Source organism: Streptomyces roseifaciens (assembly GCF_001445655.1).
Classification (GTDB): domain Bacteria; phylum Actinomycetota; class Actinomycetes; order Streptomycetales; family Streptomycetaceae; genus Streptomyces; species Streptomyces aureoversilis.
In genome coordinates this window covers 1,979,134-2,003,836 of sequence record NZ_LNBE01000004.1, presented here as the reverse complement: position 1 = coordinate 2,003,836, position 24,703 = coordinate 1,979,134, and the positions used below count along the sequence as shown (strand labels likewise).

At 71.5% G+C, this 24,703-nt stretch carries 23 protein-coding genes; 15 read left to right on the top strand and 8 right to left on the bottom strand.

Annotation, left to right across the window (positions count from 1 at the left end):
- Positions 1 to 168 precede the first annotated feature (168 nt).
- Positions 169 to 1,242, bottom strand: a complete 1,074-nt coding sequence (locus AS857_RS26185) for a C40 family peptidase (RefSeq protein ID WP_058045681.1) — start codon at positions 1,240 to 1,242, stop codon at positions 169 to 171.
- Positions 1,243 to 1,651: 409 nt separating this feature from the next.
- On the opposite strand from AS857_RS26185, the gene pstS reads away from it, so the two are divergent.
- The 4 genes from pstS to pstB all read left to right on the top strand — a co-directional run bounded on the left by pstS (position 1,652) and on the right by pstB (position 5,763).
- Positions 1,652 to 2,782, top strand: coding sequence for a phosphate ABC transporter substrate-binding protein PstS (gene pstS / locus AS857_RS26180; protein ID WP_058045680.1), 1,131 nt, complete (start codon positions 1,652 to 1,654; stop codon positions 2,780 to 2,782).
- A gap of 108 nt (positions 2,783 to 2,890) precedes the next feature.
- Positions 2,891 to 3,871 (top strand): phosphate ABC transporter permease subunit PstC, encoded by a 981-nt coding sequence (gene pstC, locus AS857_RS26175; RefSeq protein ID WP_058045679.1) that lies wholly within the window; start codon positions 2,891 to 2,893, stop codon positions 3,869 to 3,871.
- Positions 3,868 to 4,953, top strand: a complete 1,086-nt coding sequence (gene pstA / locus AS857_RS26170; protein WP_058045678.1) for a phosphate ABC transporter permease PstA — start codon at positions 3,868 to 3,870, stop codon at positions 4,951 to 4,953. Before pstC ends, pstA begins: the two co-directional genes overlap by 4 nt.
- Positions 4,954 to 4,983: 30 nt before the next feature.
- A complete protein-coding gene (pstB, locus tag AS857_RS26165; protein WP_058045677.1) occupies positions 4,984 to 5,763 on the top strand; it encodes a phosphate ABC transporter ATP-binding protein PstB in 780 nt (259 codons plus the stop codon).
- Positions 5,764 to 5,921: 158 nt separating this feature from the next.
- Here the strand turns inward: pstB and AS857_RS26160 are convergent, their stop codons facing one another.
- Both AS857_RS26160 and AS857_RS26155 read right to left on the bottom strand, forming a co-directional pair.
- Entirely contained in the window at positions 5,922 to 6,920 is a 999-nt protein-coding gene (locus AS857_RS26160) for an inorganic phosphate transporter (RefSeq protein ID WP_058045676.1), read from the bottom strand.
- Between the two features lie 6 nt (positions 6,921 to 6,926).
- Positions 6,927 to 7,547: a DUF47 domain-containing protein gene (locus AS857_RS26155; RefSeq protein WP_058045675.1), complete on the bottom strand. Its 621-nt coding sequence runs from the start codon at positions 7,545 to 7,547 to the stop codon at positions 6,927 to 6,929.
- A 240-nt stretch (positions 7,548 to 7,787) separates the two neighbouring features.
- Here AS857_RS26155 and AS857_RS26150 point away from each other — a divergent pair, with 240 nt between their 5' ends.
- Positions 7,788 to 8,177, top strand: coding sequence for a metal-sensitive transcriptional regulator (locus AS857_RS26150; RefSeq protein WP_058045674.1), 390 nt, complete (start codon positions 7,788 to 7,790; stop codon positions 8,175 to 8,177).
- A 74-nt stretch (positions 8,178 to 8,251) separates the two neighbouring features.
- Here AS857_RS26150 and AS857_RS40490 read toward each other — a convergent pair whose 3' ends face one another.
- Positions 8,252 to 8,425, bottom strand: a complete 174-nt coding sequence (locus AS857_RS40490) for a hypothetical protein (protein WP_168092826.1) — start codon at positions 8,423 to 8,425, stop codon at positions 8,252 to 8,254.
- A 135-nt stretch (positions 8,426 to 8,560) separates the two neighbouring features.
- Positions 8,561 to 9,517 carry an SCO4651 family lipoprotein gene (locus tag AS857_RS26145; RefSeq protein WP_058045673.1) on the bottom strand — a complete coding sequence of 319 codons (957 nt, stop codon included), beginning with the start codon at positions 9,515 to 9,517 and terminating at the stop codon, positions 8,561 to 8,563.
- Between the two features lie 93 nt (positions 9,518 to 9,610).
- Between AS857_RS26145 and AS857_RS40485 the strand changes: the two genes are divergently transcribed.
- The gene (locus AS857_RS40485; protein ID WP_173864776.1) at positions 9,611 to 9,784 is read left to right on the top strand and encodes a hypothetical protein; all 174 of its coding nucleotides are present in this window, start codon (positions 9,611 to 9,613) and stop codon (positions 9,782 to 9,784) included.
- A 121-nt stretch (positions 9,785 to 9,905) separates the two neighbouring features.
- Complete coding sequence (locus AS857_RS26140; RefSeq protein ID WP_079110633.1) at positions 9,906 to 11,570, top strand: FAD-binding oxidoreductase; 1,665 nt, start codon at positions 9,906 to 9,908, stop codon at positions 11,568 to 11,570.
- Between the two features lie 104 nt (positions 11,571 to 11,674).
- Here the strand turns inward: AS857_RS26140 and AS857_RS26135 are convergent, their stop codons facing one another.
- Positions 11,675 to 12,415: a phosphatase PAP2 family protein gene (locus AS857_RS26135; protein WP_058045672.1), complete on the bottom strand. Its 741-nt coding sequence runs from the start codon at positions 12,413 to 12,415 to the stop codon at positions 11,675 to 11,677.
- A 204-nt stretch (positions 12,416 to 12,619) separates the two neighbouring features.
- Positions 12,620 to 13,630 (bottom strand): C40 family peptidase, encoded by a 1,011-nt coding sequence (locus AS857_RS26130; RefSeq protein WP_058045671.1) that lies wholly within the window; start codon positions 13,628 to 13,630, stop codon positions 12,620 to 12,622.
- Positions 13,631 to 13,772: 142 nt separating this feature from the next.
- Here AS857_RS26130 and AS857_RS26125 point away from each other — a divergent pair, with 142 nt between their 5' ends.
- Positions 13,773 to 13,982 (top strand): DUF397 domain-containing protein, encoded by a 210-nt coding sequence (locus tag AS857_RS26125; protein WP_058045670.1) that lies wholly within the window; start codon positions 13,773 to 13,775, stop codon positions 13,980 to 13,982.
- A 43-nt stretch (positions 13,983 to 14,025) separates the two neighbouring features.
- On the opposite strand, the gene AS857_RS26120 is transcribed toward AS857_RS26125, so the two are convergent.
- Entirely contained in the window at positions 14,026 to 15,510 is a 1,485-nt protein-coding gene (locus AS857_RS26120; RefSeq protein WP_079110632.1) for a serine/threonine-protein kinase, read from the bottom strand.
- 375 nt (positions 15,511 to 15,885) lie between these two features.
- Here AS857_RS26120 and AS857_RS26115 point away from each other — a divergent pair, with 375 nt between their 5' ends.
- The 7 genes from AS857_RS26115 (at position 15,886) to AS857_RS26085 (ending at position 24,647) form a co-directional block, all read left to right on the top strand.
- A complete protein-coding gene (locus AS857_RS26115; RefSeq protein WP_030367101.1) occupies positions 15,886 to 16,194 on the top strand; it encodes a hypothetical protein in 309 nt (102 codons plus the stop codon).
- A gap of 246 nt (positions 16,195 to 16,440) precedes the next feature.
- The gene (locus AS857_RS26110; protein WP_058045669.1) at positions 16,441 to 17,286 is read left to right on the top strand and encodes a DUF8175 domain-containg protein; all 846 of its coding nucleotides are present in this window, start codon (positions 16,441 to 16,443) and stop codon (positions 17,284 to 17,286) included.
- Complete coding sequence (locus tag AS857_RS26105) at positions 17,276 to 18,622, top strand: hypothetical protein (RefSeq protein WP_058045668.1); 1,347 nt, start codon at positions 17,276 to 17,278, stop codon at positions 18,620 to 18,622. The genes AS857_RS26110 and AS857_RS26105 overlap by 11 nt, the downstream gene beginning before the upstream one ends.
- Positions 18,623 to 18,624: 2 nt before the next feature.
- On the top strand, positions 18,625 to 20,178 hold the full coding sequence (locus AS857_RS26100) for an SCO6880 family protein (protein WP_058047063.1): 1,554 nt from the start codon (positions 18,625 to 18,627) through the stop codon (positions 20,176 to 20,178).
- A gap of 10 nt (positions 20,179 to 20,188) precedes the next feature.
- A complete protein-coding gene (locus AS857_RS26095; protein ID WP_058045667.1) occupies positions 20,189 to 21,607 on the top strand; it encodes an ATP-binding protein in 1,419 nt (472 codons plus the stop codon).
- Positions 21,608 to 21,653: 46 nt separating this feature from the next.
- A complete protein-coding gene (locus AS857_RS26090) occupies positions 21,654 to 23,240 on the top strand; it encodes a type VI secretion protein (RefSeq protein WP_079110631.1) in 1,587 nt (528 codons plus the stop codon).
- Positions 23,241 to 23,255: 15 nt separating this feature from the next.
- Positions 23,256 to 24,647 carry an amidohydrolase family protein gene (locus AS857_RS26085; RefSeq protein ID WP_058045666.1) on the top strand — a complete coding sequence of 464 codons (1,392 nt, stop codon included), beginning with the start codon at positions 23,256 to 23,258 and terminating at the stop codon, positions 24,645 to 24,647.
- Positions 24,648 to 24,703: the final 56 nt, after the last annotated feature.

Sequence of the window (24,703 nt, the reverse complement as noted above, 5' to 3'; positions counted from 1 at the left end):
CAACGGAATGGAGCGGAGCCACTCGCCGCTGTCATATGCCCCAGCCAGGGCGGCTTTTGGTGCGTGCGGGGAGGAACCCGCGATGACATACATCACCCCGGCGGGGGGCGCTCCGCGCGACGCGCGTCACACGCGGCCGGTGCGGCGCGCGTCACACGCGGACGGGCGCTATCCCGGCCGTACGACCCCCAGCACCGGCATCGACCCCGCCCCCGCGACCGTCACCTGCCGGCCGGGCCGCGGAGCGTGCACGATCGCGCCGTCGCCCACGTACACGCCCACGTGGCTCGCGTCGGCGAAGTAGATGATCAGGTCGCCCGGCCGCATGTCCTTGAGGCCGATCTTCGGCAGCTGCCGCCACTGGTCCTGCGAGGTGCGCGGGATCGCGCGGCCGGCGGCCGCCCACGCCTTGAGCGTCAGCCCGGAGCAGTCGTACGTGTCGGGGCCCTCGGCGCCCCACACGTAGTTCTTGCCGATCTGGGCCGCGGCGAAATCGACCGCGCGCCTGCCCTCGGCCGTCGCCGCGCCCGAGCCCTTGAGGGCGACGCCCTTGACCGCGTCCGAGGCGAGCCACTTCTGCTGGGCCTGGCGCGCCCGCTCCTCCTCCAGCTGCCGCAGCCGTTCCTTCTCCTTCTCCTCCAGCTTCGACTCCAGCTCCTTGGCGGCCGCGAGCTTCGCCTCGATCTGCTTCTTCGCGCCCTCCTTCTTGCGGCGCTCGCCGTCGAGGGTCTTCCAGCGCTCGCCGGCGGCCTTGGCGTAGCCGTCGAGGGTCTTCTGGACCGCGGCGACCTGGGTGATCAGCCCGCGCGTGGCGGCCTGACCCTTGTGCGTGAGGGCCACGCCGTCGAAGAAGCTCTCGGGGGAGCCGGAGAGGAGGAGGCGGGCCTGGGGCGGGAGGGTACCGTCGCGGTACTGGGCGCGGGCCAGGGAGCCGGCCTGGTTCCTGAGGCGGTTCATCCGCTCCTGGGCCTCGGCCGCGGACTTCGCGATCTCCGTGATCGACTTCTCCTGGCGGCGCTGGGCCTCGCCGGCCGCGTTGTAGGCGTCCGTGGCGGCCTCCGCCTGGCGGTAGAGGCCCTCGACCTCCTTGTGGACGTCCTCCAAGGTGCGCGGCGGCTTCGGTTCCGCATAGGCCGTGCCGGGCATGGTGACCACCACCCCGGCCACGGCCAGTACACAGATCAATGCGGTCACCGAGATCACGCGCTTGCCTCCGCAGCCCTCGCCCCTGCCGCCCGCCATGCTCCCAGTGTTCGCCGTGCCCGCACTCCAGCCGTACCGCCCCACAGGCCACCTCCGCGGCTACCGCCCCACGTCTGACATACCGTCACGCGAGGAAGGGATGCTGCCACGCGCTGCTGCAATCCGACAGAGATCTGCGTCACACTGGTAGGAGGATCGGTGCGAGATCAGCCAAATCGGCCGTGACGGCGCTCGGGCGCCGCCGTCCGGAGCTCCCCTCCACCCGTTTCAAGATCCCTTCCGGCGCCACCACCCTGACGGGTGAGGTTCACCCTCCGTTCACTCCGCTCCATCGACCGCTTCACCTGATCTGCCTAATTTCGCCGATAGAGGGTGCGGGCAGAACCGTCCGCACCGGTCACCTCTCGCACGCCGCCCCAGCGGCGGCTCCCGGAAGGAACACCCGAAAGTGAAGCTTCAGCGCAAGAACCGGCTCCGCGCCGTCGCTCTCGGCGCCATCGCCGTCTCCGGTGCCCTGGTCCTCACGGCGTGCGGCTCCGACGACAACAGCGGTGGTGGTTCCACCGGCGGCGGCTCCACCAAGGCCGCGGGCGACATCAAGTGCGAGGGCAAGGGCCAGCTCCTGGCCTCGGGCTCGTCCGCGCAGAAGAACGCCATGGACCTGTGGGTGAAGAACTTCACGGCGGCCTGCAAGGACATCCAGATCAACTACAAGCCCACCGGTTCGGGCGCGGGCATCCAGGAGTTCCTGCAGGGCAAGACCGCCTTCGCGGGCTCCGACTCGGCGCTCAAGCCGGAGGAGGTCACCAAGTCCAAGGAGGTCGTCAAGGGCGGCCAGGGCATCAACCTGCCCCTGCTCGGCGGCCCGATCGCCATCGGCTACAAGGTCCCCGGCGTGGACAACCTGGTCCTGGACGCCGACACCCTCGCCAAGATCTTCGACTCGAAGATCGAGAAGTGGAACGACGAGGCGATCAAGAAGCTCAACCCGGACGCCAAGCTCCCGGACCTCAAGATCCAGGCGTTCCACCGCTCCGACGAGTCGGGCACCACGGACAACTTCACCAAGTACCTCAAGGCCGCCGCCGACAAGTCGTGGCCGTACGAGGCCGGCAAGGCCTGGAAGGCCAAGGGCGGCCAGGCGGCCGACGGCTCCGCGGGCGTCTCCTCGCAGGTCAAGCAGACCGACGGCGCGATCTCCTACTTCGAGCTGTCCTACGCCACGGCCAACTCGATCAAGACGGTGAAGCTCAACACCGGCGCCTCCGCCCCCGTCGAGGCCACCTCCGACAACGCCTCCAAGGCCATCGCCGAGGCGAAGATCGCGGGCACCGGCAAGGACCTCGCCCTCAAGCTCAACTACACCACCAAGGCCGAGGGCGCCTACCCGATCACCCTGGTCACGTACGAGATCGTCGGCGACAAGGGCAACAAGGCGGAGACCCTCCCCGCGGTCAAGTCCTTCCTGACCTACATCGCGAGCACGGACGGCCAGTCGGTCCTGAAGGACATGGGCTACGCCCCGCTGCCCGCCGAGATCGCCACGAAGGTCCGCGAGACGGTCGCGAGCCTCTCCTGACCCGCGTGTGACCGGGCCCCGCCGCCGGGGCCCGGTCACACCATCCGGTGCACCGCCGCACCAGGGCCGCGCCCCCGCCGGGAAGCGGCCCGCAGACCGGAGAACCTCATGGACATAACCTCAGCCACCACGGCCGGCTCGCCGGCTCCTCCCGGCAAGCAGCGGTCGTCGGCCGCCACCCGCCCGGGCGACCGGATCTTCCTCGCCCTCTCCCGCGGCTCCGGCCTCCTGCTTCTGGTGATCATGGCCGCCATCGCGGTCTTCCTCACCGTCCGGGCCACCAATGCCCTCTCCCACAACGAAGGCAGCTTCTTCACCACCTTCGAGTGGAACGCCAACGCCACGCCGCCGGTCTTCGGCATCGCCGTCCTGGCCTTCGGCACCATCGTCAGCTCGCTGATCGCGATGCTCATCGCGGTGCCCGTCGCCATCGGCGTCGCGCTCTTCATCTCGCACTACGCCCCGCGCCGGCTCGCCACCCCGCTCGCGTACGTGATCGACCTGCTCGCCGCCGTGCCGTCCATCGTCTACGGCCTGTGGGGCGCCCTCTTCCTGGTGCCGCACCTGGGCGGCCTCTACAGCTGGATGAACGACTACCTCGGCTGGACCGGCATCTTCGAGTACAACGACGGCGCCGCCCGCTCCCTGTTCACCATCGGCATCCTGCTGGCGATCATGATCCTGCCGATCGTCACCAGCGTCAGCCGCGAGGTCTTCCTGCAGGCCCCGAAGATGCACGAGGAGGCCGCGCTCGCGCTCGGCGCCACCCGCTGGGAAGTCATCCGGATGGCCGTCCTCCCCTTCGGCCGCTCCGGCGTCATCAGCGCCTCGATGCTCGGCCTCGGCCGCGCCCTCGGCGAGACGATGGCCGTCGCGACCGTCCTCTCCCCCAGCTTCATCATCGGCACGAGCCTGCTGGACCCGGGCGGCGGCACGTTCGCGCAGAACATCGCGAGCAGCTTCAAGGAGTCCGGTGAGATCGGCAAGGACGCCCTGATCGCCTCCGGCCTCGTCCTCTTCGTCCTGACCCTGCTGGTCAACGGCGCGGCCCGGATGATCATCGCGCGTCGCAAGGAGTACTCGGAATGAGCGACGTGAGCATCGACCAGCCGCTGGTCGCCGACAGCGCCCCGCAGCCGCGCCCCGTCACCCTGCGCCAGCCGCGCCTGCCGCGCTGGACCCCGGCCGCCGTCGCCGCCGGCGCGATCGCCGCGGGCTGCGGCATCGGCCTGGGCGCCGCGCTGAGCAGCCGGATCCAGTGGGGCCTGATAGCCGGCGGCCTCTTCGTCATCGTGATGTACGCGCTCGCGGCCCGCGTCGAGGGCCGCCGGCAGGCCAAGGACCGCCTCGCCACCAGCCTCGTCTGGGTCTGCTTCCTGCTCGCCGTCGTACCGCTGGTCTCGCTGGTCTGGGAGACCGTGGCCCGCGGCGCGAAGGTCCTCGACGGGAACTTCCTCACCCACTCCATGGCCGGGGTGCTGACCATCCAGCCCGGCGGCGGCGTCTACCACGCGATCATCGGCACCCTGGAGCAGGTCGGCATCGCCACGGCCGTCGCGGCCCCCGTCGGCCTGCTGACGGCGATCTACCTGGTCGAGTACGGCCGGGGCCGGCTGGCCAAGGCGGTGACGTTCTTCGTGGACGTCATGACGGGCATCCCGTCGATCGTCGCGGGCCTGTTCATCCTGAGCTTCTGGATCCTCATGCTCGACTTCGGCTACTCCGGCTTCGCCGGGTCGATGGCCCTGGCGATCCTGATGATGCCGGTCGTGGTCCGCTCGACCGAGGAGATGCTCAAGCTCGTCCCCAACGAGCTGCGCGAGGCCTCGCTGGCCCTGGGCGTGCCCAAGTGGCGCACGATCCTCAAGGTCGTGCTGCCCACGGCGATCGGCGGCATCGCCACCGGCGTCACCCTGGCCATCGCCCGTATCGCCGGCGAGTCCGCCCCGATCGTCCTCCTGGTCTTCGGCTCCCAGGTGATCAACAACAACCCCTTCGAAGGCGCCCAGTCCTCCCTGCCGTACTACATCTACGAGCAGTGGGCGGCCGGCAACGACGCCAGCTACGACCGCGCCTGGGCGGCGGCTCTCGTCCTCATCGCCTTCGTCATGATCCTCAACCTGGTGGCCCGCGGCATCGCCCGCTGGAAGGCCCCCAAGACCCATCGCTGACAGCGATAGCAGAAAGCAGAAGTGATCCCCATGGCCAAGCGAATCGACGTCAGCGGCCTCTCCGCGTACTACGGCGCCCACAAGGCCATCGACGACATCTCGATGACCGTCGAACCCCGCTCCGTGACCGCCTTCATCGGCCCCTCCGGCTGCGGCAAGTCCACCTTCCTGCGCACCCTGAACCGCATGCACGAGGTCACCCCCGGCGGCCGCGTCGAGGGCAAGGTGATGCTGGACGACGAGAACCTCTACGGCGCCGGCGTCGACCCGGTCTCCGTGCGCCGCACGGTCGGCATGGTCTTCCAGCGGCCGAACCCCTTCCCGACCATGTCGATCTACGAGAACGTGGCCGCGGGCATCCGGCTCAACGGCGGGCGCATCCGCAAGTCCGAGCTGGACGACGTGGTCGAGAAGTCCCTCCAGGGCGCGAACCTCTGGAAGGAGGTCAAGGACCGGCTGAACAAGCCGGGAGCGGGCCTCTCCGGCGGTCAGCAGCAGCGGCTGTGCATAGCCCGGGCGATCGCGGTGGAACCGCAGGTCCTGCTGATGGACGAGCCCTGCTCGGCGCTCGACCCGATCTCGACGCTCGCGATCGAGGATCTGATCGGGGAGCTGAAGGAGCGCTTCACGATCGTGATCGTCACGCACAACATGCAGCAGGCCGCGCGCGTCTCGGACCGCACCGCGTTCTTCAACCTGGCGGGCGTCGGCCAGCCGGGCAAGCTGGTCGAGATCGACGAGACGGCGAGGATCTTCTCCAACCCGTCGGTCCAGGCCACGGAGGACTACATCTCGGGCCGGTTCGGATAAGAACCACCCGAGGCCGCACAGGACAACGGCGCGGCGCCCCGCAGGGCAGCCGGCCGCAGGCCGTCTCGCGGTGCTGCATGGCGGTGCCACCGCAAGACGAAGGGCCCGCCCCCTGTTCGTACCAGGGGGCGGGCCCGTCCGCGTTCGTGCGCCTCCGGTTAACCGAAGGCCAGGTTGACCACCCAGTAGCTGAGCGCAGCGACGGCGGCCGCGGCCGGCATCGTGATGAACCAGCCCAGGATGATGTTCTTGGCGACGCCCCAGCGGACCGCGTTCACCCGCTTGGTCGCACCGACGCCCATGATCGCCGAGGTGATCACATGCGTGGTGGAGATCGGCGCGTGGAACATGAAGGCCGTCGTGAACATGACCGACGCACCGGTGGTCTCGGCCGCGAAGCCCTGCGGCGGGTCCAGCTCGATGATCTTGCGGCCGAGCGTCCGCATGATCCGCCAGCCGCCCGCGTAGGTGCCGAGCGAGAGCATGATCGCGCAGGAGAGCTTGACCCAGACCGGGATGGCGTCGCCCTTGGCCTGCACATCGCCGATGACCAGCGCCATCATCACGATGCCCATGGTCTTCTGGGCGTCCTGCAGACCGTGGCCGAGCGCCATGCCGGCCGCCGAGACCGTCTGCGCGATCCGGAAGCCGCGCTTGGCCTTGTGCGGGTTGGCCCGGCGGAACATCCACATGATCGCGACCATCACCAGATAGCCGAGGATCAGGCCGACGAAGGGCGAGACGAACATCGGGATGACGATCTTCTCGACGACGCCCGACCAGATGACGCCGGTGCCGCCCGCGAGCGCCGCGCCCACCATGCCGCCGAAGAGGGCGTGCGAGGAGGACGAGGGCAGGCCGAAGTACCAGGTGATCAGGTTCCAGGCGATCGCGCCGATCAGGGCCGCGAAGAGGATGCCCATCCCCTTGTCACCGACCGGCGACTCGATCAGGCCCTCGCTGACCGTCTTGGCCACCCCGCTGCCCAGGAAGGCACCGGCGAGGTTCATCACGGCCGCCATCGCGAGGGCCGCGCGCGGGGTCAGCGCCCGCGTGGAGACCGAGGTCGCGATGGCGTTCGCGGAGTCGTGAAAGCCGTTGGTATAGGTGAAGCCGAGCGCGACCCCGATGGTCACGACGAGAGCGAAGGTGTCCACCGGGGGTCAGGACTCCTTGACCGCGATGGTCTCGACCGTATTGGCGACGTGCTCGAACGCGTCCGCCGCCTCTTCCAGCACATCCACGATCTGCTTGAGCTTCAGCACCTCGATGGCGTCGTACTTGCCGTTGAAGAGCTGGGCCAGGAGCTTGCGGTGGATCTGGTCCGCCTGGTTCTCCAGACGGTTCACCTCGATCCAGTACTCCGTGAGATTGGTCATGGTGCGCAGGTTCGGCATGGCCTCGGCGGTCAGCTCCGCGGCCCGCGCGAGGACCTCGATCTGCTGCTCGACGCCCTTGGGGAGCTCCTCGACCTGGTACAGGACGACCAGGTCGACGGCCTCCTCCATGAAGTCCATGATGTCGTCGAGCGAGCCGGCGAGGGCGTAGATGTCCTCGCGGTCGAACGGCGTGATGAACGAAGAGTTCAGCTGGTGGAAGATCGCGTGCGTCGCATCGTCACCCGCGTGCTCCGCTGCGCGCATCCGCTCGGCGATCTCGACCCGGGCGGACGTATCCGCTCCGAGCAGTTCCATCAGGAGCTTGGAGCCCGTGACGATGTTGTCCGCGGAGGCGGCGAACATGTCGTAGAAGCTCGTCTCCCTGGGGGTCAGACGAAAGCGCACGTGGGATCCTCGGGGTGCAACGGATTCGGTCTCGTTGATGCTAGGCGCATCATCCGGCCACAGCTAACTGGCATTCCCTCAGTGTCGCCCATCGGGCAGAGTGCTCATGAAGCCAGGTACCGCCGCAGCGGGCAAAATTCTGTACCATATACCCGCTGGGGGTATACGAGTGGGGTATACGCAGCAGCACGGGCGAATCCCCGGGCCACGGGCCCGCCGGACGGCAGGAGGACGGACGCCATGACGACCACGGAAGCCCCCCCGGCCGGCGGCGACGACGCAGCGGCGACGGGCACGGCGGCCGCCTGCCACGCCGAGGCACCCGCCGGCGCCGGAGAGCATTCCGGCCCGCACGGCTACAGCCATCAGAAGGACCAGCACCTCAAGCGCCTGCGCCGGATCGAGGGCCAGATCCGCGGCCTCCAGCGCATGGTCGAGGAAGACGTCTACTGCATCGACATACTCACCCAGGTGTCGGCCGGGACGAAGGCACTGCAGTCCTTCGCCCTGCAGCTCCTGCAGGAGCACCTGCGGCACTGCGTCGCCCAGGCCGCGGTCAAGGGCGGGGACGAGATCGACGCCAAGGTCGCGGAGGCCAGCGCGGCGATCGCGCGCCTGCTGCGGACCTGAGCGCTTCCGGTGCCCCGCCGGAGCCCGGCGGGGCACCGCAGGACCGCGCCGTGGTGCCGGACGCCCCGGGACCGTCAGTCCTCGCGCTTGCCCCCTGCGGGAACGACCCGCAAAACCTCGTCGATACGATCGGCGCTCAGCCGGTCCTCATCCGCACTGGACGCGGCGATCATCAAATCACCGTAGAGATCGATCTCGATGAGGGCCACGGGATCCGGCCCGCCCGACGAACCGCGTCGCGAAACCACGTGATTCACCTCCTCGGGTCTTTCGCTCGGGTCTGGGACTTTCGAGGTTTCCTCGGCTTACCAGCGTAGTGATCGGTACACACGGCGCGCATGGCACAGAAGGACCATTTCCATGGCCAACTACGCCCTGCCGCGTCAATTCCGCGGCGATCCGACCTTCCCCGCATAGATATCGGCGGCCTCGGGTAGGTCAACGGCCACTTCGGCGCCGAAGTCGTACAGTTCGACCGTCGAGACCACCGTCATGGGGGCGGCCGAAGGCGCCGACGGACCCGTTCCCTCCACGCTGAACCGGTGACGCAGCCGGCGCGGCCTGCCCTGCTCGTCCAGATAGGCGTCGAAGGCCACCGTGCCGCTGGAGAAACCTTTGGCCGCCGTGGCGAGCGGCCCCCGGTCGCGCGCCGGAGCGGAGCGCGCCGCCCGGCCCAGGTCGATGGTGCCCCAGTAGTGCCTCACCAGTACCCCGCCGACCCGCTCGTCCCGCATGTAGGTCACCTCGCGGGCGCCGCCCAGCAGTTCGGCCGCGGCGAGGGGGTCGGTGGCGCCGCTGGTCAGGAGGTTCCCGTCGGCGAGCGAGGCGGTGGCGAGCCGCACCCACTTGTCGGCCGGGACGCCCGCACCGCGGTTCTTCATAAACAGCTCGCCCGGGGCGAAGACCTCCGTGATCGGACGGTGCTCGGCCGCGCCGGCCGCGTCCTCGGGCACCAGCACCGTCAGCCGCCCGGCGGGCCGCGCGAAGTCGTACCCACCCGAGCCGTGGATGGTCAGCCGTGTGCCGCCGCTGACCGTCTCCATGGAGGTGCGCACCAGCGCCCGGCCCGCCCGGGCCAGCGTCCGCGCGGCGCCGCGCACCGCGGCGCGCGCCTGCCCGGGGTCGGATCCGTCGCCCGCCTGCCGGGCCTGGCCGCTCAGGCTCTTCAGGCTGTCGTGCAGCTCGGGGGCCTCGCGGGCGGCCGGGCCGTGGAGCGTGCAGCCGGACATCAGGAGGCCGAGCGCGAGGCCGGACGCCACCGCGCGGCCGACGGCCGCGCCCCTGCTGCGCCCCTGTCTCCCGCGTCCCTCTTTGCCGCTTCTCTCTCTCCGCGCCACCATGCCTTGCCAGCCCCCTGCCACCGACCCGCTGTGGAACCCGTTACTGCCAACGACGGCGTGGGCGCCGCCGTCACGGCCCGGTAGCGTGGTCACGTGTCCGACCGCGCATCCGTGGAGCCGTCCGCGGCCCACCTCACGAGCACCAGCGAGCAGGGATCCTTCTGCTCCGCCCGCTGTACGTGCGGCTGGCGCGGCCCCGCACGCCGCGCCCGCTCCCTGGCCCGCGACGACGCCGCGGGCCACGAGGCCACCGCCGGCGCCGTCTGAGCGGCCGCCCTGCGCCACGCCTGCTCCCGCCCCGCCCGGGTAGGCGGAACCACCGCCACCCCCGTGCCATCTGTCTGATCGACGGGGGAAAACGGCAGCACATCGGGTGACGGGGGCGGACATGGCCGTTGACGAAAACGGGACGAGTGCGGGCGCACACGGCATAGGGGCGAGCGCGGACACGGGCGCACGGGCAGGCGGTGCGCGCGGGGTCCTGGGCAGGCGGCGGCTGCTCGCCGCCGGCACCGGGCTGGCCGCGGCCGGCACCTGGGCGGCCTCCTGCACCGACAGCAGCGGCCAGGAGCGCCCCGGCCGCATGGTCACCTCGGGCCGGGCCGTCCCCGCAGCGCCGCGCCCCAACCCGGCCGCCGCCGACTGGGCCGCCCTCGGCAAGGGCCTCTCCGGCGGCCTCGTCCGCCCCGGCGACGCCGACTACGCCGCGGCCCGGCAGCTCTACAACACCCGCTTCGACAGCCTGCGCCCGGCCGGCATCGCCTACGTGGCGAACGTCCAGGACGTCCGCGAGTGCCTCGCCTTCGCCCGCCGCTACAGCACCCTCATATCCATACGCAACGGCGGTCACAGCTACGCCGGCTGGTCCAGCGGCACCGACCGGCTCGTCGTCGACGTCTCCCGGCTGAAGTCCCTCCGCATCCCGGACTCCCGGTCCGCCGTGATCGGCGCGGGCGCCAAGCTCATCGACGTCCAGACCGGGCTGGCCGGGCACGGCGTCACCCTCCCCTCCGGCTCCTGCCCGACGGTCGGCATCTCCGGCCTCGCCCTCGGCGGCGGACACGGCGTCACCTCCCGTGCCTACGGCCTGACCTGCGACAGCCTCACCGGCGCCACCCTCGTCACCGCCGACGGCAAGGTCCTCGACGTGGGCGCCGAGCGCAACGCCGACCTCTTCTGGGCCCTGCGCGGCGCCGGAAACGGCAACTTCGGCGTGGTCACCGAGCTCCGCTTCCGCACCCGCACGGCGGCCGACGGCGTCACCGGCTACGTCTCCTGGCCCTGGTCGCGCGCCGCCGACGTGATCCGCGCCTGGCAGGAGTGGGGGCCGAGCCGGCCCGACGAGATCTGGTCCTCCTGCGACCTGTCGGCCGCCGCGGGCGGCGCCCCGCGCATCTCCGTGTCCGCGTACTCCCTCGGCACCCAAGGCGACCTGGAGAACGCCCTCGACCTGCTGGTGAGCAAGGTCGGCGGCACGTCCAACGGCGTCCGGCTGCGCCGCCGCGCCCACCTCGACATGGTGCGCGCCTACGCGGGCTGCTCCGACAAGTCCCAGGCGCAGTGCCACCTGCCGGGCCGCACACCCGGCCGCGAGACGGCCGGCACCCTGCAGCGCGAGACCTACGGCGCGCGCTCCGACTTCTACGACCGCTCGCTGAACGCGGCGGGCATACAGGCGCTCACCGGCCAGGTGGAACGTTTCGGCCGAGGGGGCGGCAGCGGCGGCGTCTCGGTCCAGCTGACGGCCCTGGGCGGCGCGGTCAACCGCGTCCAGCCCCTGGCCACGGCCTTCGTCCACCGCCGCTCGCGCTTCCTCGCCCAGTACCTGGCCCACTGGGCCGCGGGCGGTTCCGGCAGCACCCAGACGTCATGGCTGGACGGCACCCACGCCGCGATGCGCCGCCACGCCTCGGGGGCCGCGTACCAGAACTACGCGGACGCGAGCCTGAAGGACTGGCGCAAGGCGTACTACGGCGGCGCGGAGGGCCGTTTGACCAAGCTCAAGCGGCAATACGACCCGAACCGGCTGTTCGACTTCCCGCAGGCGCTGTGAGCTCGCGCCCACGGCGCGGGAACGCCCTCGGCGCGAGGGGGCCCGGTCCGGCGGAAGCCGGGCCCCGCACCGCGTGCGTAACCCCGTGACCCGCCGGCGAGGCGCTACGCCGCGAGGTCGTTGTCCCGGTGCCGGGGCACGCCCCGCTCCGCGTCGGCGGTTCCGGCGACCGGGGCCTCCGCCGCCGCGAGGGGCGGCGCGAGCGGGCGGTCCGAGCGGACCAGCCAGGCCGCACGCGTCCGCGCGACCGCGCGCGTGAGCGGGGTCAGCAGCATCATCGCCAGCGGCGCCAGGAGGAGCGCGACGGCCGTGCCCAGGGCGAGGCCGCCGATCACGTCCGTCGGGTAGTGCACGCCCATGTAGACGCGGCAGAAGCCCTCGAGGAAGGCCAGGCCGATTCCGATCAGGCCGTACTTGCGGTTGGCGACGAAGAGGGCCACGCCGATCGCCATCGTCAGCGTCGCGTGGTCGCTGACGAAGGAGTAGTCGGTCTTGCCCTTGACCAGCACTTCCAGGCCCGTGTGGTCCAGGAAGGGCCGGGGCCGCTTCACGAAGCCGCGGATCGGGATGTTGACGAGGAGGGCGATGCCGGCGGCGAGCGGCGCCCACAGCAGCGCGGCGACGGCGGCCGGCGCGTCCTGCCGGCGGCGCAGGCTCCACCAGGCGAAGAGCATGAGGACGGCGAGGCCCAGGATGATCCCGTACTCGCCGATGAACTCCATCGTGCGGTCGAGCCAGCCGGGGGCGTCCTTGGCGAGGCCGTTGATGTCGTACAGCGTGCTGGTGTCGGGGTTCGACCCGCCCCTGGCCTCCGTCATGGGGTACCCCATCGCGAGTCCAGCCATGTGCCGTGGCCCCTTATCTGTCGCCTGTCGCTACGTCCAGCTGCCGACCCCCGTGGTCCGTGCGTCGCTGTAGCCCCCGCCCAGTGGCGCTGCTTTCCCACTCCCATGGAACGCCCCACTCCGGCCGGGCGTTCCACTCTTCTCCCAATGATCACCAGGACGTTATGGAAGGGTGACCCATCGTCGCAGTTCGTCCTGGAGCGTTCATGCGGCGTTGGCCGCGGGCAATGCTTTCGCGCCATCCTGGGTGACCCGGGTCGCCCCGATGTAGTCCGGCATGTCGATCTTGTCGAAGCGGATCACGGCCCCCGTGTAAGGGGCGTTGATCATCTGGCCGCCGCCCACGTAGATCCCCACGTGGTGGATGGAGCGCGGGTCCTTCAAGTCGTTGGCGAAGAACACGAGGTCGCCCGGGAGTAGCTCATTCCGCTTGGGGTGCGGGCCCGCGTTCCACTGGTCGTTGGCGACGCGGGGCAGGGTGATGCCCACCGATTCGTACGCCGCCTTGGTCAGGCCCGAGCAGTCGAACCGCCCGTTGTCCTCGGTGGTGCCGTCGCCGCCCCACAGATACGGCGTGCCGAGCTTCTCCTGCGCGTAGTAGATCGCTCCGGCGGCCTGCTGCGAGGGCGCGACCCTGCCGACGGGCCGGGCGAAGCTCTTCTCCAGCGTGCGGATGGAACGGACGTACCCCTGCGTCTCGCGGTAGGGCGGGATCCCGCGGTGCTGGATCACCGCGTACGAACCGGCGTTGTACGACGCGAGCATGTTGTCCGCGAGGTCGCCGGGGACGTCCTTGACGTACTTCGAGAGCTCGCAGTCGTAGACGGCCGCCGACGGGATGGCGTCCTGCGGATCCCAGATGTCCTTCCTGCCGTCGCCGTTGGCGTCGATGGCGTGGGCGTCCCAGGTGCCCGGGATGAACTGGGCTATCCCGCGGGCATCCGCCGGGCTCACGGCCTTGGGGTTCCAGGCGCTCTCCGAATAGATCTGCGCCGCCAGGATCGCCGGGTTGAGCGCGGGGCAGAGGTTGCCCCACTTCTGCACGAGGCTCTGGTACTGATCCGGCACGGCGCCCTTGGCCAGGCCCACGGAGCCGCCTCCGCCGCCGCCTCCGAGCAGATTCGAGGCCGCGGTGTACACGCCGATCACGAGCAGCCCGATGAAACACAGGCACATCGCGATGCCCACACCCATGCCCACCCAGAGCTTCCGCACCCCGCAATCCTCCCCCAACGACCCGATGCGTATCCGCAATTTCTATCGATCCGTCAACGAGCGTGCAGATCCGGCCCGGTCACGGGGGACGCGCTACCGTGAGGGCGTGACGGGAGTGACACGGGAGTGCCGAGGAGGGCCCATGGCGGAGCTCAACTGGATTCCGGTGACCGAGGGCGACGAGACCGAGTACCTGGAGATCGCCTTCGGTGACGACGGCGACGTCCACCTGCGGACGAACACCGAACCCGAGACCGTGGTGACCACCACCGCCGCCAAGTGGGACGCCTTCGTCCTGGGGGTCAGGGCCGGGGAGTTCGACCACTTCGTGGAGGACGTCGCCGGGGAGTGAGGCAGGCCACGGACGGGTGACGCCGGCTGTGGGGCAACCGCCCTCAGTCGTCGTCCTCGTCGGCATCGCGGCTGCGGCTGCCGGAGTCCTTGGTGTCCCTGCCGTCCTTGCCGTCCCTGCTGTCCGTGGACTTCTTGCGGTCCTTCTTCGGCTTGCGGGAGCCGGACGGCGACGGCCGGGACGACGGCGGAACCGCCTCGGCCGGCACGACCTTCGGCGCTTCGGGATGCCCGCCCGGCGCGCGCTCCGCCGACTCCGACGGCTGCGCCTCGGGCCGCTGCGAGCCCGTCTCGCCACCCGAGCCGCCGAACACGGACGCGCCGATCAAGGCCGCCACCAGGAACGCCACGACGCCCGCCACGGCACTGAGCAGCACCTTGGGGCTGCGTATGCCGCGTATGCCCTGGGACGCCCGTATGCCCGTGCCCGGGCCCGTGCCCTGGGGCCTCCTGCCTCCGCCGGTGCTCCGGCGGTGGCCCGGCGCCGGAGCGGCGGGCGCAGGGGCCGGCACCGGGGCCGGTGCCGGGAAGCCGTGGGACGGGGCGCCGTGAGACGGGGCGCCGTGGCGCGGGGCGGCATGGGGCGGGGGCACGGCCGCACCACGCCCCACTGCAGGCTGCACCGAGGGCGGGGGCGGCACACTCACCGCACCGGGCCCGGCTGCGGGCACGGAGGAAGGCACCGGAGCCGGCATCGGCGTCCGTACGGGCCGGGGCGGCTCCTCCCACGAAGGCCCGGCGAACCAGTCGGCCACCTCCTGCGCCGACGGCCGGTCCTCCGGCTTCTTGGCGAGCATCCGCAGCAGATACGCCTCGAAGGCGGGCGGCAGGTCCGCCCGGTGCTGGCGGGGCGGCACGGGGGGCGTGTCCACGTGGAGGTAGAGCAGCGCGGTGGGGCTGTCCGCCCAGAAGGGCGGCTGGCCCGCCAGCAGCTGGTAGATCACACAGCCCAGGGCGTAGACGTCCGAGGCGGGGCCGGCGACCTTGCCCAGGGCCCGCTCCGGGGCGAGGTAGGTGCTCGTGCCGACGATCTGGCCGACCCGCGTCAACGCGGCGGAGGTCTCGTCCACGAAGCGGGCGATGCCGAAATCGCCGATCTTCAGGGTGTCGTCGGCGTCGAGCATCAGATTGCCGGGCTTGATGTCGCGGTGGACGACGCCCTGGCGGTGCGCCGCGGCCAGGCCCGCCGCGGACTGCGCGGCGATGCGGGCCACGCGGCGCGGGGCGAGCGGGCCGCGCGAGGACAGCTCCTGGGCGAGGCTGGGGCCCCTGACCAGCTCCATCACGAGATAGAAGCGCCCGTCCCAGGACCCGAAGTCGTAGACGGCGACGACCTGAGGATGGTTCAGGCGCGCGGCGGTCTGCGCCTCCAGCCGGAAGCGGGAGGCGGCGGATTCGTCGCCGTCGTCGCCCAGCAGCAGCTTCACGGCGACCTGACGGCCCAGCACCTCGTCCTGAGCCTGCCAGACTTCGCCCATGCCACCGCGGCCGAGCAGCTCCTCCAGCCGGTAGCGATCGGCAACCAGCACCCGTACCACCCTTGATCTCGATGCCCCCGTAGCGCGCGAGCCGGCCCGACGGCCCCGAGATGCGATCCGCACCCGGGCGGCGCTCGGGACAGCGTACCGACCGAACACACAGTCGTCCGAACATCCCCACGCCCCCCTGCTCCACCGATGATTGCCCGCCGCCGACACCCGTGATACACAGAGTCACCTTAGGAGTACCCACTGACATCGCCTTGCGCCGCAGGTCAGGGGCCTACGGGGAGCATGCGTACGAGTTCCGCCAAGAAATGCCGCCAAGTCGACATGCTGGGGCGGGATCTTCGGCGAAGATAGGTCCTGACCTTTGCCCAGTGGTGAGGGCGATGACAACAACCCATTAGGGGCGGTGAGTTGCACATGTTTTTGGCGGCCGGCAAGGGCGACATCAACACCATTATTGGCGGAATCGCCCCGAACTGGGGGCCGTTCGGTAGCCTGGGCAACGAGGCTCGCGTGATGATCGAGGTCATCATGGCCGTGGCGATCCTGTTGTGCCTCGCCATCGCGATCTGGGGCGCGGCGAAGCAGCGGATCGGCGCGACCGCCCTGCGCGACACCTTCAGCGCCGAGCAGGGCAAGGGTCTGATCGTCGCCGGGCTGACCGGCGTCTTCATCATCGGCTCGCTCGGCACCCTCTTCACCATCGTCTACGGCATGGCCGTCTGAGCACGGGGGCGCACGGGCGTCACGCGCCCGGCACCCCCGCCCCGGCCGGGGTCCGCCCCCTGCCACCTGCCCCCTCGCGCATCGTCCCCGCGCAGACCCTCTCGTCCCCGATTCCCCCCGCACCCGAGGCTGCCACCTGATGCCCCCTCACACCCCTTCGTCCCCCTCCCCCGGGATTCCCCTCCCGCCGCTACCGTCATATGCGGGTGCCACTGCGGCGACGACGTATGAGGGGACGTGCGCGCTATGAGTCTCGGCGAGGACGGTTACGACGACGAGGACCACGGCCTGACCCGCACCCGGCTGCCGGAGGGCGAGGGCGATCCGTACGGCCCCCGCCGGGGCCGCGGCGGGGGCCGTGGCGGCCGCGCGGGGTTCTCCAGCCGGAACATGATCACGGTCGTGGGCGTCGTGGTCCTGCTCATCGCGGCCATCGCCTTCGCCAACAGAGGCGGCGGGTCCGACTCGAACGACGCGGAGAAGAGCGGGGACGAGGTCAGCGCGGAGGCGACGGCTCCGTCGGGGGTCAAGCCGGTGGGGGGCAAGAACGGAGGCATCGCCTCCGGTTTTGCCCGGACCGAGCAGGGGGCGCAGTCGGCTGCGGCGAACTTCGCGGTGGCGCTCGGGGGGGACGGGATGTTCAAGGAGGAGTCACGGCACGCGATCGTGGATGCGATCCACACGCCCGAGACCGCTCGTGACCTCCAGGGCAAGCTGGACAAGGCCTACACCGCCGACTTCTTCAAGAACCTCGGCCTCAACCCGGACGGCTCCGCCCCGAAGGGCCAGACGTTCGTCTCCCGCACGGTCCCCGTCGGCACGAAGACCACCGCCTTCAGTGAATCCGAGGCCACCGTCGAGGTCTGGTGCACGGGCCTGGTCGGTCTCGCCGGGCAGGGCTCGACCAAGCCGGTCGCCCAGACCTGGTTCACCATCATCCAGAAGCTCCGCTGGACGAACGGCGACTGGAAGCTCGGCTCGTCCGACCAGAAGCAGGGACCCGCGCCGGTCAGCGGCGACATCCGCGCTTCGAGCGCCGACGAGATCACCAACGCGGTCAACGGGTACGGAGGGTTCACTTATGCCAGGTAGCCGTCGCCGCAGCCTCTCCCTGACGGCGGCAGTGGTGTCCGTCCAGTTGGCAGTGACCGCGCTGGCCTCGCGGGCCGCTGCAGACCCCACGCCTCCGCCGTCAACGCCGCCATCGGCCCCGCCGTCGGCCCCGGCCCCCTCGTCGAGCCCCAGCCAGGGCGGCAGCGACCCCTGCGACCTCATCGTGGGCCAGGCCAAGAGCATCTGCCAGGGCAAGGACGGCAAGAGTTCGTCCCCCTCCGCCCCCGACCCCCAAACCGCCCTCGACCCCCTCGCCTCCCTCGCGAAGGGCTGCGCCGACGCCGCCTCCTGGATCATCCGGAAGCTGTCCGGCGCCGTCGAGGCCACCGGGAACGTGGACTTCACCAACGCCACCTTCCTGCGGCAGTACGCCGTGGTCTTCGCCGCCTCCACCGTGCTCACGCTCGTCCTCTGGCTGCTGGCCGTGGCCAAGCGTGCCGTGCGCGGCGTGCCCTTCACCGAGGCGTTCACGGAGGCCGTCGGCTTCCTCTGGCTCACGGTGCTGGCCTCGGCGTTCACCCCGCTCATCCTCTACACGCTCGTGTCCGCCACCGACGGCGTCACGGAGGTCATCGCCACCGGCACGAACGCGAACAACGACGCCTTCTTCGGTACGTTCGCGGACGCCCTGAAGAAGGGCGAGGGCATCGGCGGCGGCCCGATCATGCTGATCGTGGTGTCCTTGGTGTCGGTGCTCGCCGCAGGCGTCCTCTGGCTGGAGCTCGTGATCCGCGCCGCCCTGCTCTACGTGGGCGCGCTGCTGGGCACCGCCGTCTACGCGGGGCTCGTCGACAAGAACATGTGGGGCCACGTCCGCCGCTGGGCGGGCATCATGATCGCGGTGATCCTGGTGAAGCCGATCATCGTGGTCGTGCTGGGCCTCGCCGGAGCCCTGTCGTCCGGCAAGGGTCCGAACTCCTTCTCGGCCGTGGTCTCGGGCCTCGCGATCATCATCCTCGCCATCTTCGCCAGTGCGATGATCTACCGCTTCGTGCCCGGCTTCGGCGACGAGATCGCCAGCACCCGCAGCGCGAGCAACGACGCGGCGTCCCGGCGGGCCGCCGCCGTGATCTCCTCGCCCGCCGCCCTGGTCAAGCAGGGCATCACGACCCACAGCGCCCGCGGCTCGGGCGGCTCCGGCGGCACCGGCCACCAGCCCCGGCCGGCCGACTCCGTGGCGGGCGGCGTCGCCGCCCACAGCACCCGGCCCCCCGCCCGCACCGGCGACAACAGGGGCAACGGAAGCAGCAATTCCGCCGCCCGCGCGCCGCGTGCGCAGAACCGCAGCAATACGCCAGGAGGTGAGCGGAGTTGACGATCCAGGCCCAGTCCCAGCCGGTCGCGGCCCGCCGTACGTATCTGATCGGCCGCGCGCGTCCCAACGCGGTCGTCGGCAAGAACCGGGAGACCGGGGAGATCGCGCTGATCATCGCCGGGGCGTTCCTCGGCATGATGTGCGGCCTGCTGGTGCCCGTCCTGCCGCTGCGGATCGTCACGCTCACCGGGTTCCCGATGCTGGCGCTGGCCGCCGTGTACGTCCCGTACAAGGGCCGCACGTTCTACAAATGGTTCGAGATCAACCGCTCGTTCAAGCGCACCCTGCGCCGCGGCACCGCCTACCGGTCCGCCGCCATCGAGGCGGGCACGCGCATGGACGGCCGCGAGATCGAGGTCGGCCCGCCCCCGGGCATCGGGCGGATCAACTGGCTCGCGGCGCCCTTCGGCCCCGACGAGATCGCGGTGCTGCTGCACGCCGACCGGCGCACGGTCACCGCGGCGATCGAGATCGAGGGCCCCGGCGTTGGCCTGCGCGACTCCGAGGACCAGGAGGCGCTGGTCGACCGGTTCGGCACGCTCCTCAAGCACGTGGCCAACGGCGACGGCTACGTGACGCGCATCCAGATGCTGGCCCGCACGCTCCCCGCCGACCCGGACGCCCACGCCAAGGACGTAGAGCGCCGCGGCGACGTCAACTCCCCGAAGTGGCTCAAGGACTCCTACGACCAGCTGCAGTCGATGGTGTCGACCTCCTCCGAGCAGCACCGCGCCTACCTCGTCGCCTGCATGCACTACACCCGCGAGCTGGCCGCCGAGGCCAATGCCATCGCGCGCGCCTCCCGCCACGACGGCGGCAAGCGGCGCCTGGACCGCGACGGCGGCCTCGCGGTGGTCATGGCGCGCGAGCTGACGGACATCTGCGCCCGGCTCGCCGAGGCCGACATCCGGGTGCGCCAGCCCCTCGGCCAGAGCCGGCTGTCGTCCCTGGTGCACTCCATGTACGACCCGGACCACCCCATCGACCACATCCAGGCCATGACCCAGCGCAACGCCTGGCCCGCCGAGCTGGACGCCATGGAGCCCACCTACCTCCAGGCCAAGACCCGCGAGTCGTCAACGCGCGCACCCTGGTGTCATTCCACCGCTTGGGTGAAGGAGTGGCCCATGACGCCGGTGGGAGTCAACTTCCTGGCGCCCCTGCTCGTCCACACCCCGGACGTGATCCGCACGGTCGCGGTCTGCATGGATCTGGAGCCGACCGACGTCGCCATCGAGCGCATGCTGACGGAGAAGACCAACGACGACGCCGACGCCTCCCGCGCCGCCAAGATGAACCGCGTCGTCGACCCGCGCGACGTCGCCCACCACTCCCGCGTCGACCAGCGCGGCGAGGACCTCGCCAGCGGCGCGGCCGGCGTCAACCTCGTCGGGTACATCACGGTGTCGTCGCGCTCGCCGGAGGCGCTCGCGCGCGACAAGCGGACCATAAGAGCCTCGGCCGGCAAGAGCTACCTGAAGCTGGAGTGGTGCGACCGCGAGCACCACCGGGCCTTCGTCAACACCCTGCCGTTCGCAACCGGCATCCGACGATAGGGGCAGTGCCGTGCTCGACCCGCTCGCCTCACTGACCGACGCGTTCACCAGCTTCCTCTTCGGGAAGGTGGAGACCACGCGGCTGCCCGTACGGACCTCCACCGGCCAGGCGCAGGCCGTCTACCTGCCGACCGCCGCCCCGGGCCTCGGCGACTCCGGCGTGGTCATCGGGCGCGAGGTCTACTCCGGCAAGGGCTACATCTACGACCCCTTCCAGCTCTACGGCCAGCAGCTGCCCGCGCCGCACTGGCTCGTCCTCGGCGAGTCCGGCAACGGCAAGTCGGCGCTGGAGAAGACCTACGTCCTGCGCCAGCTGCGGTTCCGCGACCGGCAGGTCGTCGTCCTGGACGCCCAGGGCGAGGACGGCGTCGGCGAGTGGAACCTGATCGCCCAGGAGCTGGGGATAACGCCCGTCCGGCTGGACCCGATGGCGGCCCGCGAAGGCGGCATCCGGCTCAACCCGCTCGACCCGTCGATCACCACGACCGGGCAGCTCGCCCTGCTGCGCACGATCATCGAGGTCGCGATGGGCCGCGGGCTCGACGAGCGCTCCGGCTTCGCCCTCAAGGTCGCCCACGCCCACGTCAACGAGACGATCCTCGACCGGCAGCCGGTGCTGACCGACATCGTGGAGCAGCTGCGCCACCCGGAGGCCGAGTCCGCGGAGACGATGAACGTCGACATAGACGACGTCCGCGCCTGGGGACTGGACGTCGCCCTGGTGCTGGACCGGCTGGTGGACGGTGACCTGCGGGGCATGTTCGACGGGCCGACGACCGCCGGCATCGACCTCGACGCCCCGCTGATCGTCTTCGACCTCTCCCACATCGACCGCAACTCCATCGCCATGCCCATCCTGATGGCGATCGTGGGCGTCTGGCTGGAGCACACCTGGATCAGGCCCGACCGGAAGAAACGGATCTTCCTGGTCGAGGAGGCCTGGCACATCATCAACTCGCCGTTCGTGGCCCAGCTCTTCCAGCGGCTGCTGAAGTTCGGCCGCCGGCTCGGCCTGTCGTTCGTGGCGGTGGTCCACCACTTGTCCGACGTCGTCGACGGCGCGGCCGCCCGCGAGGCCGCGGCGATCCTGAAGATGGCCTCCACGCGCACCATCTACGCCCAGAAGGCCGACGAGGCCCGCGCCACGGGCCGGGTGCTCGGCCTGCCCCGCTGGGCCGTCGAGATCATCCCCACGCTCACCCCGGGCATCGCCGTCTGGGACGTCAACGGCAACGTCCAGGTCGTCAAGCACCTCATCACCGACGTCGAACGCCCGCTCGTCTACACCGACCGGGCCATGACCGAGGACGGCGACTTCGCGCGCGAGCTCGCGGCGGAGGCCGCGGCCGCCGAGCGCGCGGCAGCGGCCCTGGAGGCTGAGTCGGCGGGCGGGCCGTACGGCTCGTCGTCCGAGTCGACGGTGGCCTGAGACAGCGGCGGGGGCGGAAGCGGGAGCAGGGGCGGGGGGAGGATCCATGGGCGAAGGACGACCGGAGCGCGGCATCCCGGACGGGCTGCTGATGGCGGTCATCGTGCTGCTGCTGACCATGACGCTGCTGGTGTGGGCGACGACGGGCCTGGCCGCCCTCTTCGCCCACGGCGCCTGGCCGGAGGCGGTCACCCTCACCCGTACGCCCCTGGCGCTACGGCACCTGGTGACACAGCCGCGCGACCTCCCGGCCGCCTGGCCGGACACCCCGGCGGACAGCCTCTCCGGCTACGGCCTCTTCTGGGGCCTCCTGATCGGCGAACTCCTCGTGCTCGTCGTCCTCGGCGTCTTCGTCGTGGGGACGGTCGCGCGGTGGAAGGCGGTACGGGCGCGGCGGAGGGCGGATGCCTTGGCCCTGGTGGAGAGGCCGCATTCGGTTCCTGCCCAGGCGCCGGACCCGGTGTCCGAACAGGCACCCGGTGCGGCACCGGCCGCGGCACCCGGCCCGGCCCCGGTTCCCGCCACCGAACCGGGCAGCGGAGTGGAGCGCGCAGCGGACCGCGCAGCGGCCTCCGGCCTCCCCTCCCCCGCGCCCTCTCCCGCTCCTGGCCCCTCCCCCGTTCCCGTTTCCGTCACTGTGCCCGCCCCACGCTCGTCCCGCCCCGCGGACCCGGTCGGCGCGCCTGCGGCCGGCCCCCGCGCCTCCGGTCCCCTCACCCCCGGCGTCTTCTACGGCGCCGACCGCGGCGACATCGCCGCGCAGGCCGTACTGGAGGCCGCAGGGCCCGTCCTGGTCACCACCAGCGACCCCGGGCTGTGGTCCGGCACGAAGGACGCCCGCGCCAAGCTCGGCCCCGTGCACGTCTTCGACCCGAGCCACCTCCTCGACACCCCGGACCGTCTCCGCTGGTCCCCCGTCGCGGGCTGCACGGCCCGGGATACGGCCGCCGCCCGCGCGGCCGCCCTGCTCGCGCCCGTACGCCCGCTCAGCGCCCTCGACTCGGCCACCGCGGACACCGCGGAGACGCTGCTGCGCTGCTGGCTGCACGCCGCCGCCGTGGACGGCCGGCCGTTCCGCCAGGTACTGCGCTGGGCACAGGGCACGGCGGCGCACGAGCCCGTACGGATCCTGCGGACGCACGTCAAGGCGGCGGGCGGCGCGGCCGGCGAGCTGGAGTCGGCGCTCACCGGGCACCCCCAACGGCGCGAAGTCGCACAGGAACTGACCGCGCGTGCGCTCGGCGCACTGTCGTCCGTCCACGTCCGCGATGCATGCAATCCAAATCGGGCCGATTCCCTGGCATGGGAATCATTTGTCGCCGAGGGGGGAACCCTGTACGTGGTGGGTGAGGCGATTGAGGATCCCCGCACCCGCCCGGGTGCGATGCCCCTGCTGACCGCACTCGTCTCAAGCGTGGTCGAGCGCGGCCGGGGCATGGCCGGACGGTCATCTGCCGGTCGGCTCGACCCACCACTGACCCTGGTGCTGGATGACGTGGCCGCCGTCGCGCCCGCGCCCGCCCTCCCGGATCTCGTCGCGGAGGGCACGGCCCAGGGTCTGCCGACGTTCGCGCTCATGCGCTCCGAGGAACAGGCCCGCGCGCGGTGGCCGCACCGCGCCCTCGTCGGCTAGCCGGGAGGCGGACGGATGCGGGAGGGACCGGAGGCGTCGGAGGACGCAGGGGCGTGGGCCCCCGGCAGGCGCCGGTTCCTCGGCGGCGTGGCCGCATTCGGCGGTACGGCCGCACTCAGCGGTGCACTCGCCCTCGGCGGCACGGAGCACCGGCAAGCCCGCGCGGCAACACCGCACGGCGGCCCGCCACAGCCCCTCGCCCTCACCCACGCGACGCTGATCGCGGCCCCCGGCGCCCAGCCGCCCCGCCCGGGCATGACCGTCCTCGTCCGTGACGGCCGCATCGAGGCGGTCGGCCGGACCGCCGAGGTGCCGGAGCCTCCGGACGCCCGCGTGGTGGACCTCCGCGGCAAGTACGTCATCCCGGGCCTGATCGCGGTGCACGTGTCCGGCAGTGGCGCCGCAGCGGACGGCCCGTCAGGAGAGGCTGCGGCACGGCTGTCCGCACTGAAATCCGCACGGAATGGGGTGACGACCGTCGCGGGGCCCGGCAGCCCGCCCGTCGACGGCTCGCCCGCCCTGTGGCCGGGGTCCGTCGAAGCGCGCGACGAGGCGGCGGCCCGCCGGGCCGTGCGCAGGGCCGCGGCCGGCGGCGCGGCGTTCGTGGGCGTGCACCCGCGGTTGTCGCGGGCGGCGTATCTCGCCCTGGCCGAAGAGGCCCGCATCCGCCACATCCCGTACGGAGGTCACTGCCCGGACGCGGTGCCGCTCGCGGAGGCGTCCGATGCCGGGCAGCGGATCGTCGAGCACCTCTACGCGCTCCTGCTGGCCACCTCCACGCGGGACGAGGAGATCCGGCACGGCCTCGCGCGCATCGACACCTCGCGCATCGACACCGCACGCACCGGCACCGGGACCGCCGGCTCCCGGACCGCCGGGAACTCCGGGCGCATCGACGGCCACCCCGGCCGGTACCGCGACTGGCTCCGGCAGATCCGGCGCCTGGAGTGGACGGCCGTACGGTCCTACTACCCCGACCGTGCCGACCGGCTCTTCGACCGCCTGGCCGCCAATGCCACCTGGGTCGCCCCGTCCCTCGCCGCACACCGGTCCCTGGAGGACCGGGAAACCGACACCCCGTACCTCCGGGGGATCCGCGCCCACCGCCTGCACCTGGTCGCGGAGCTGCACCGCCGCGGGGTGCCGGTCCTCGCGGGCAGCGCGCACGCGGACGGCCTCCACGAGGAGATCGAGCAGCTGGCCGGGGCGGGCCTCGGCGCCGCGGAGGCGCTCCGGGCGGCCACGGCCGGGCCCGCGCGGGCGCTGGGCCTCGCGGACGGGATCGGCACGGTCGAGCCGGGCCGGGCGGCAGACCTCGTCGTCCTGGACGCGGACCCGCTGCGCGACATCACGGCCGTCCGCAGGATCGCCTCGGTGGTCGTACGAGGCAGGCTGATCACAGAGTGAGCAGTAAGCAAGCAATACGGATCCGGTGCGGAGCGGCGATGCGAGGGGAGCGGGCG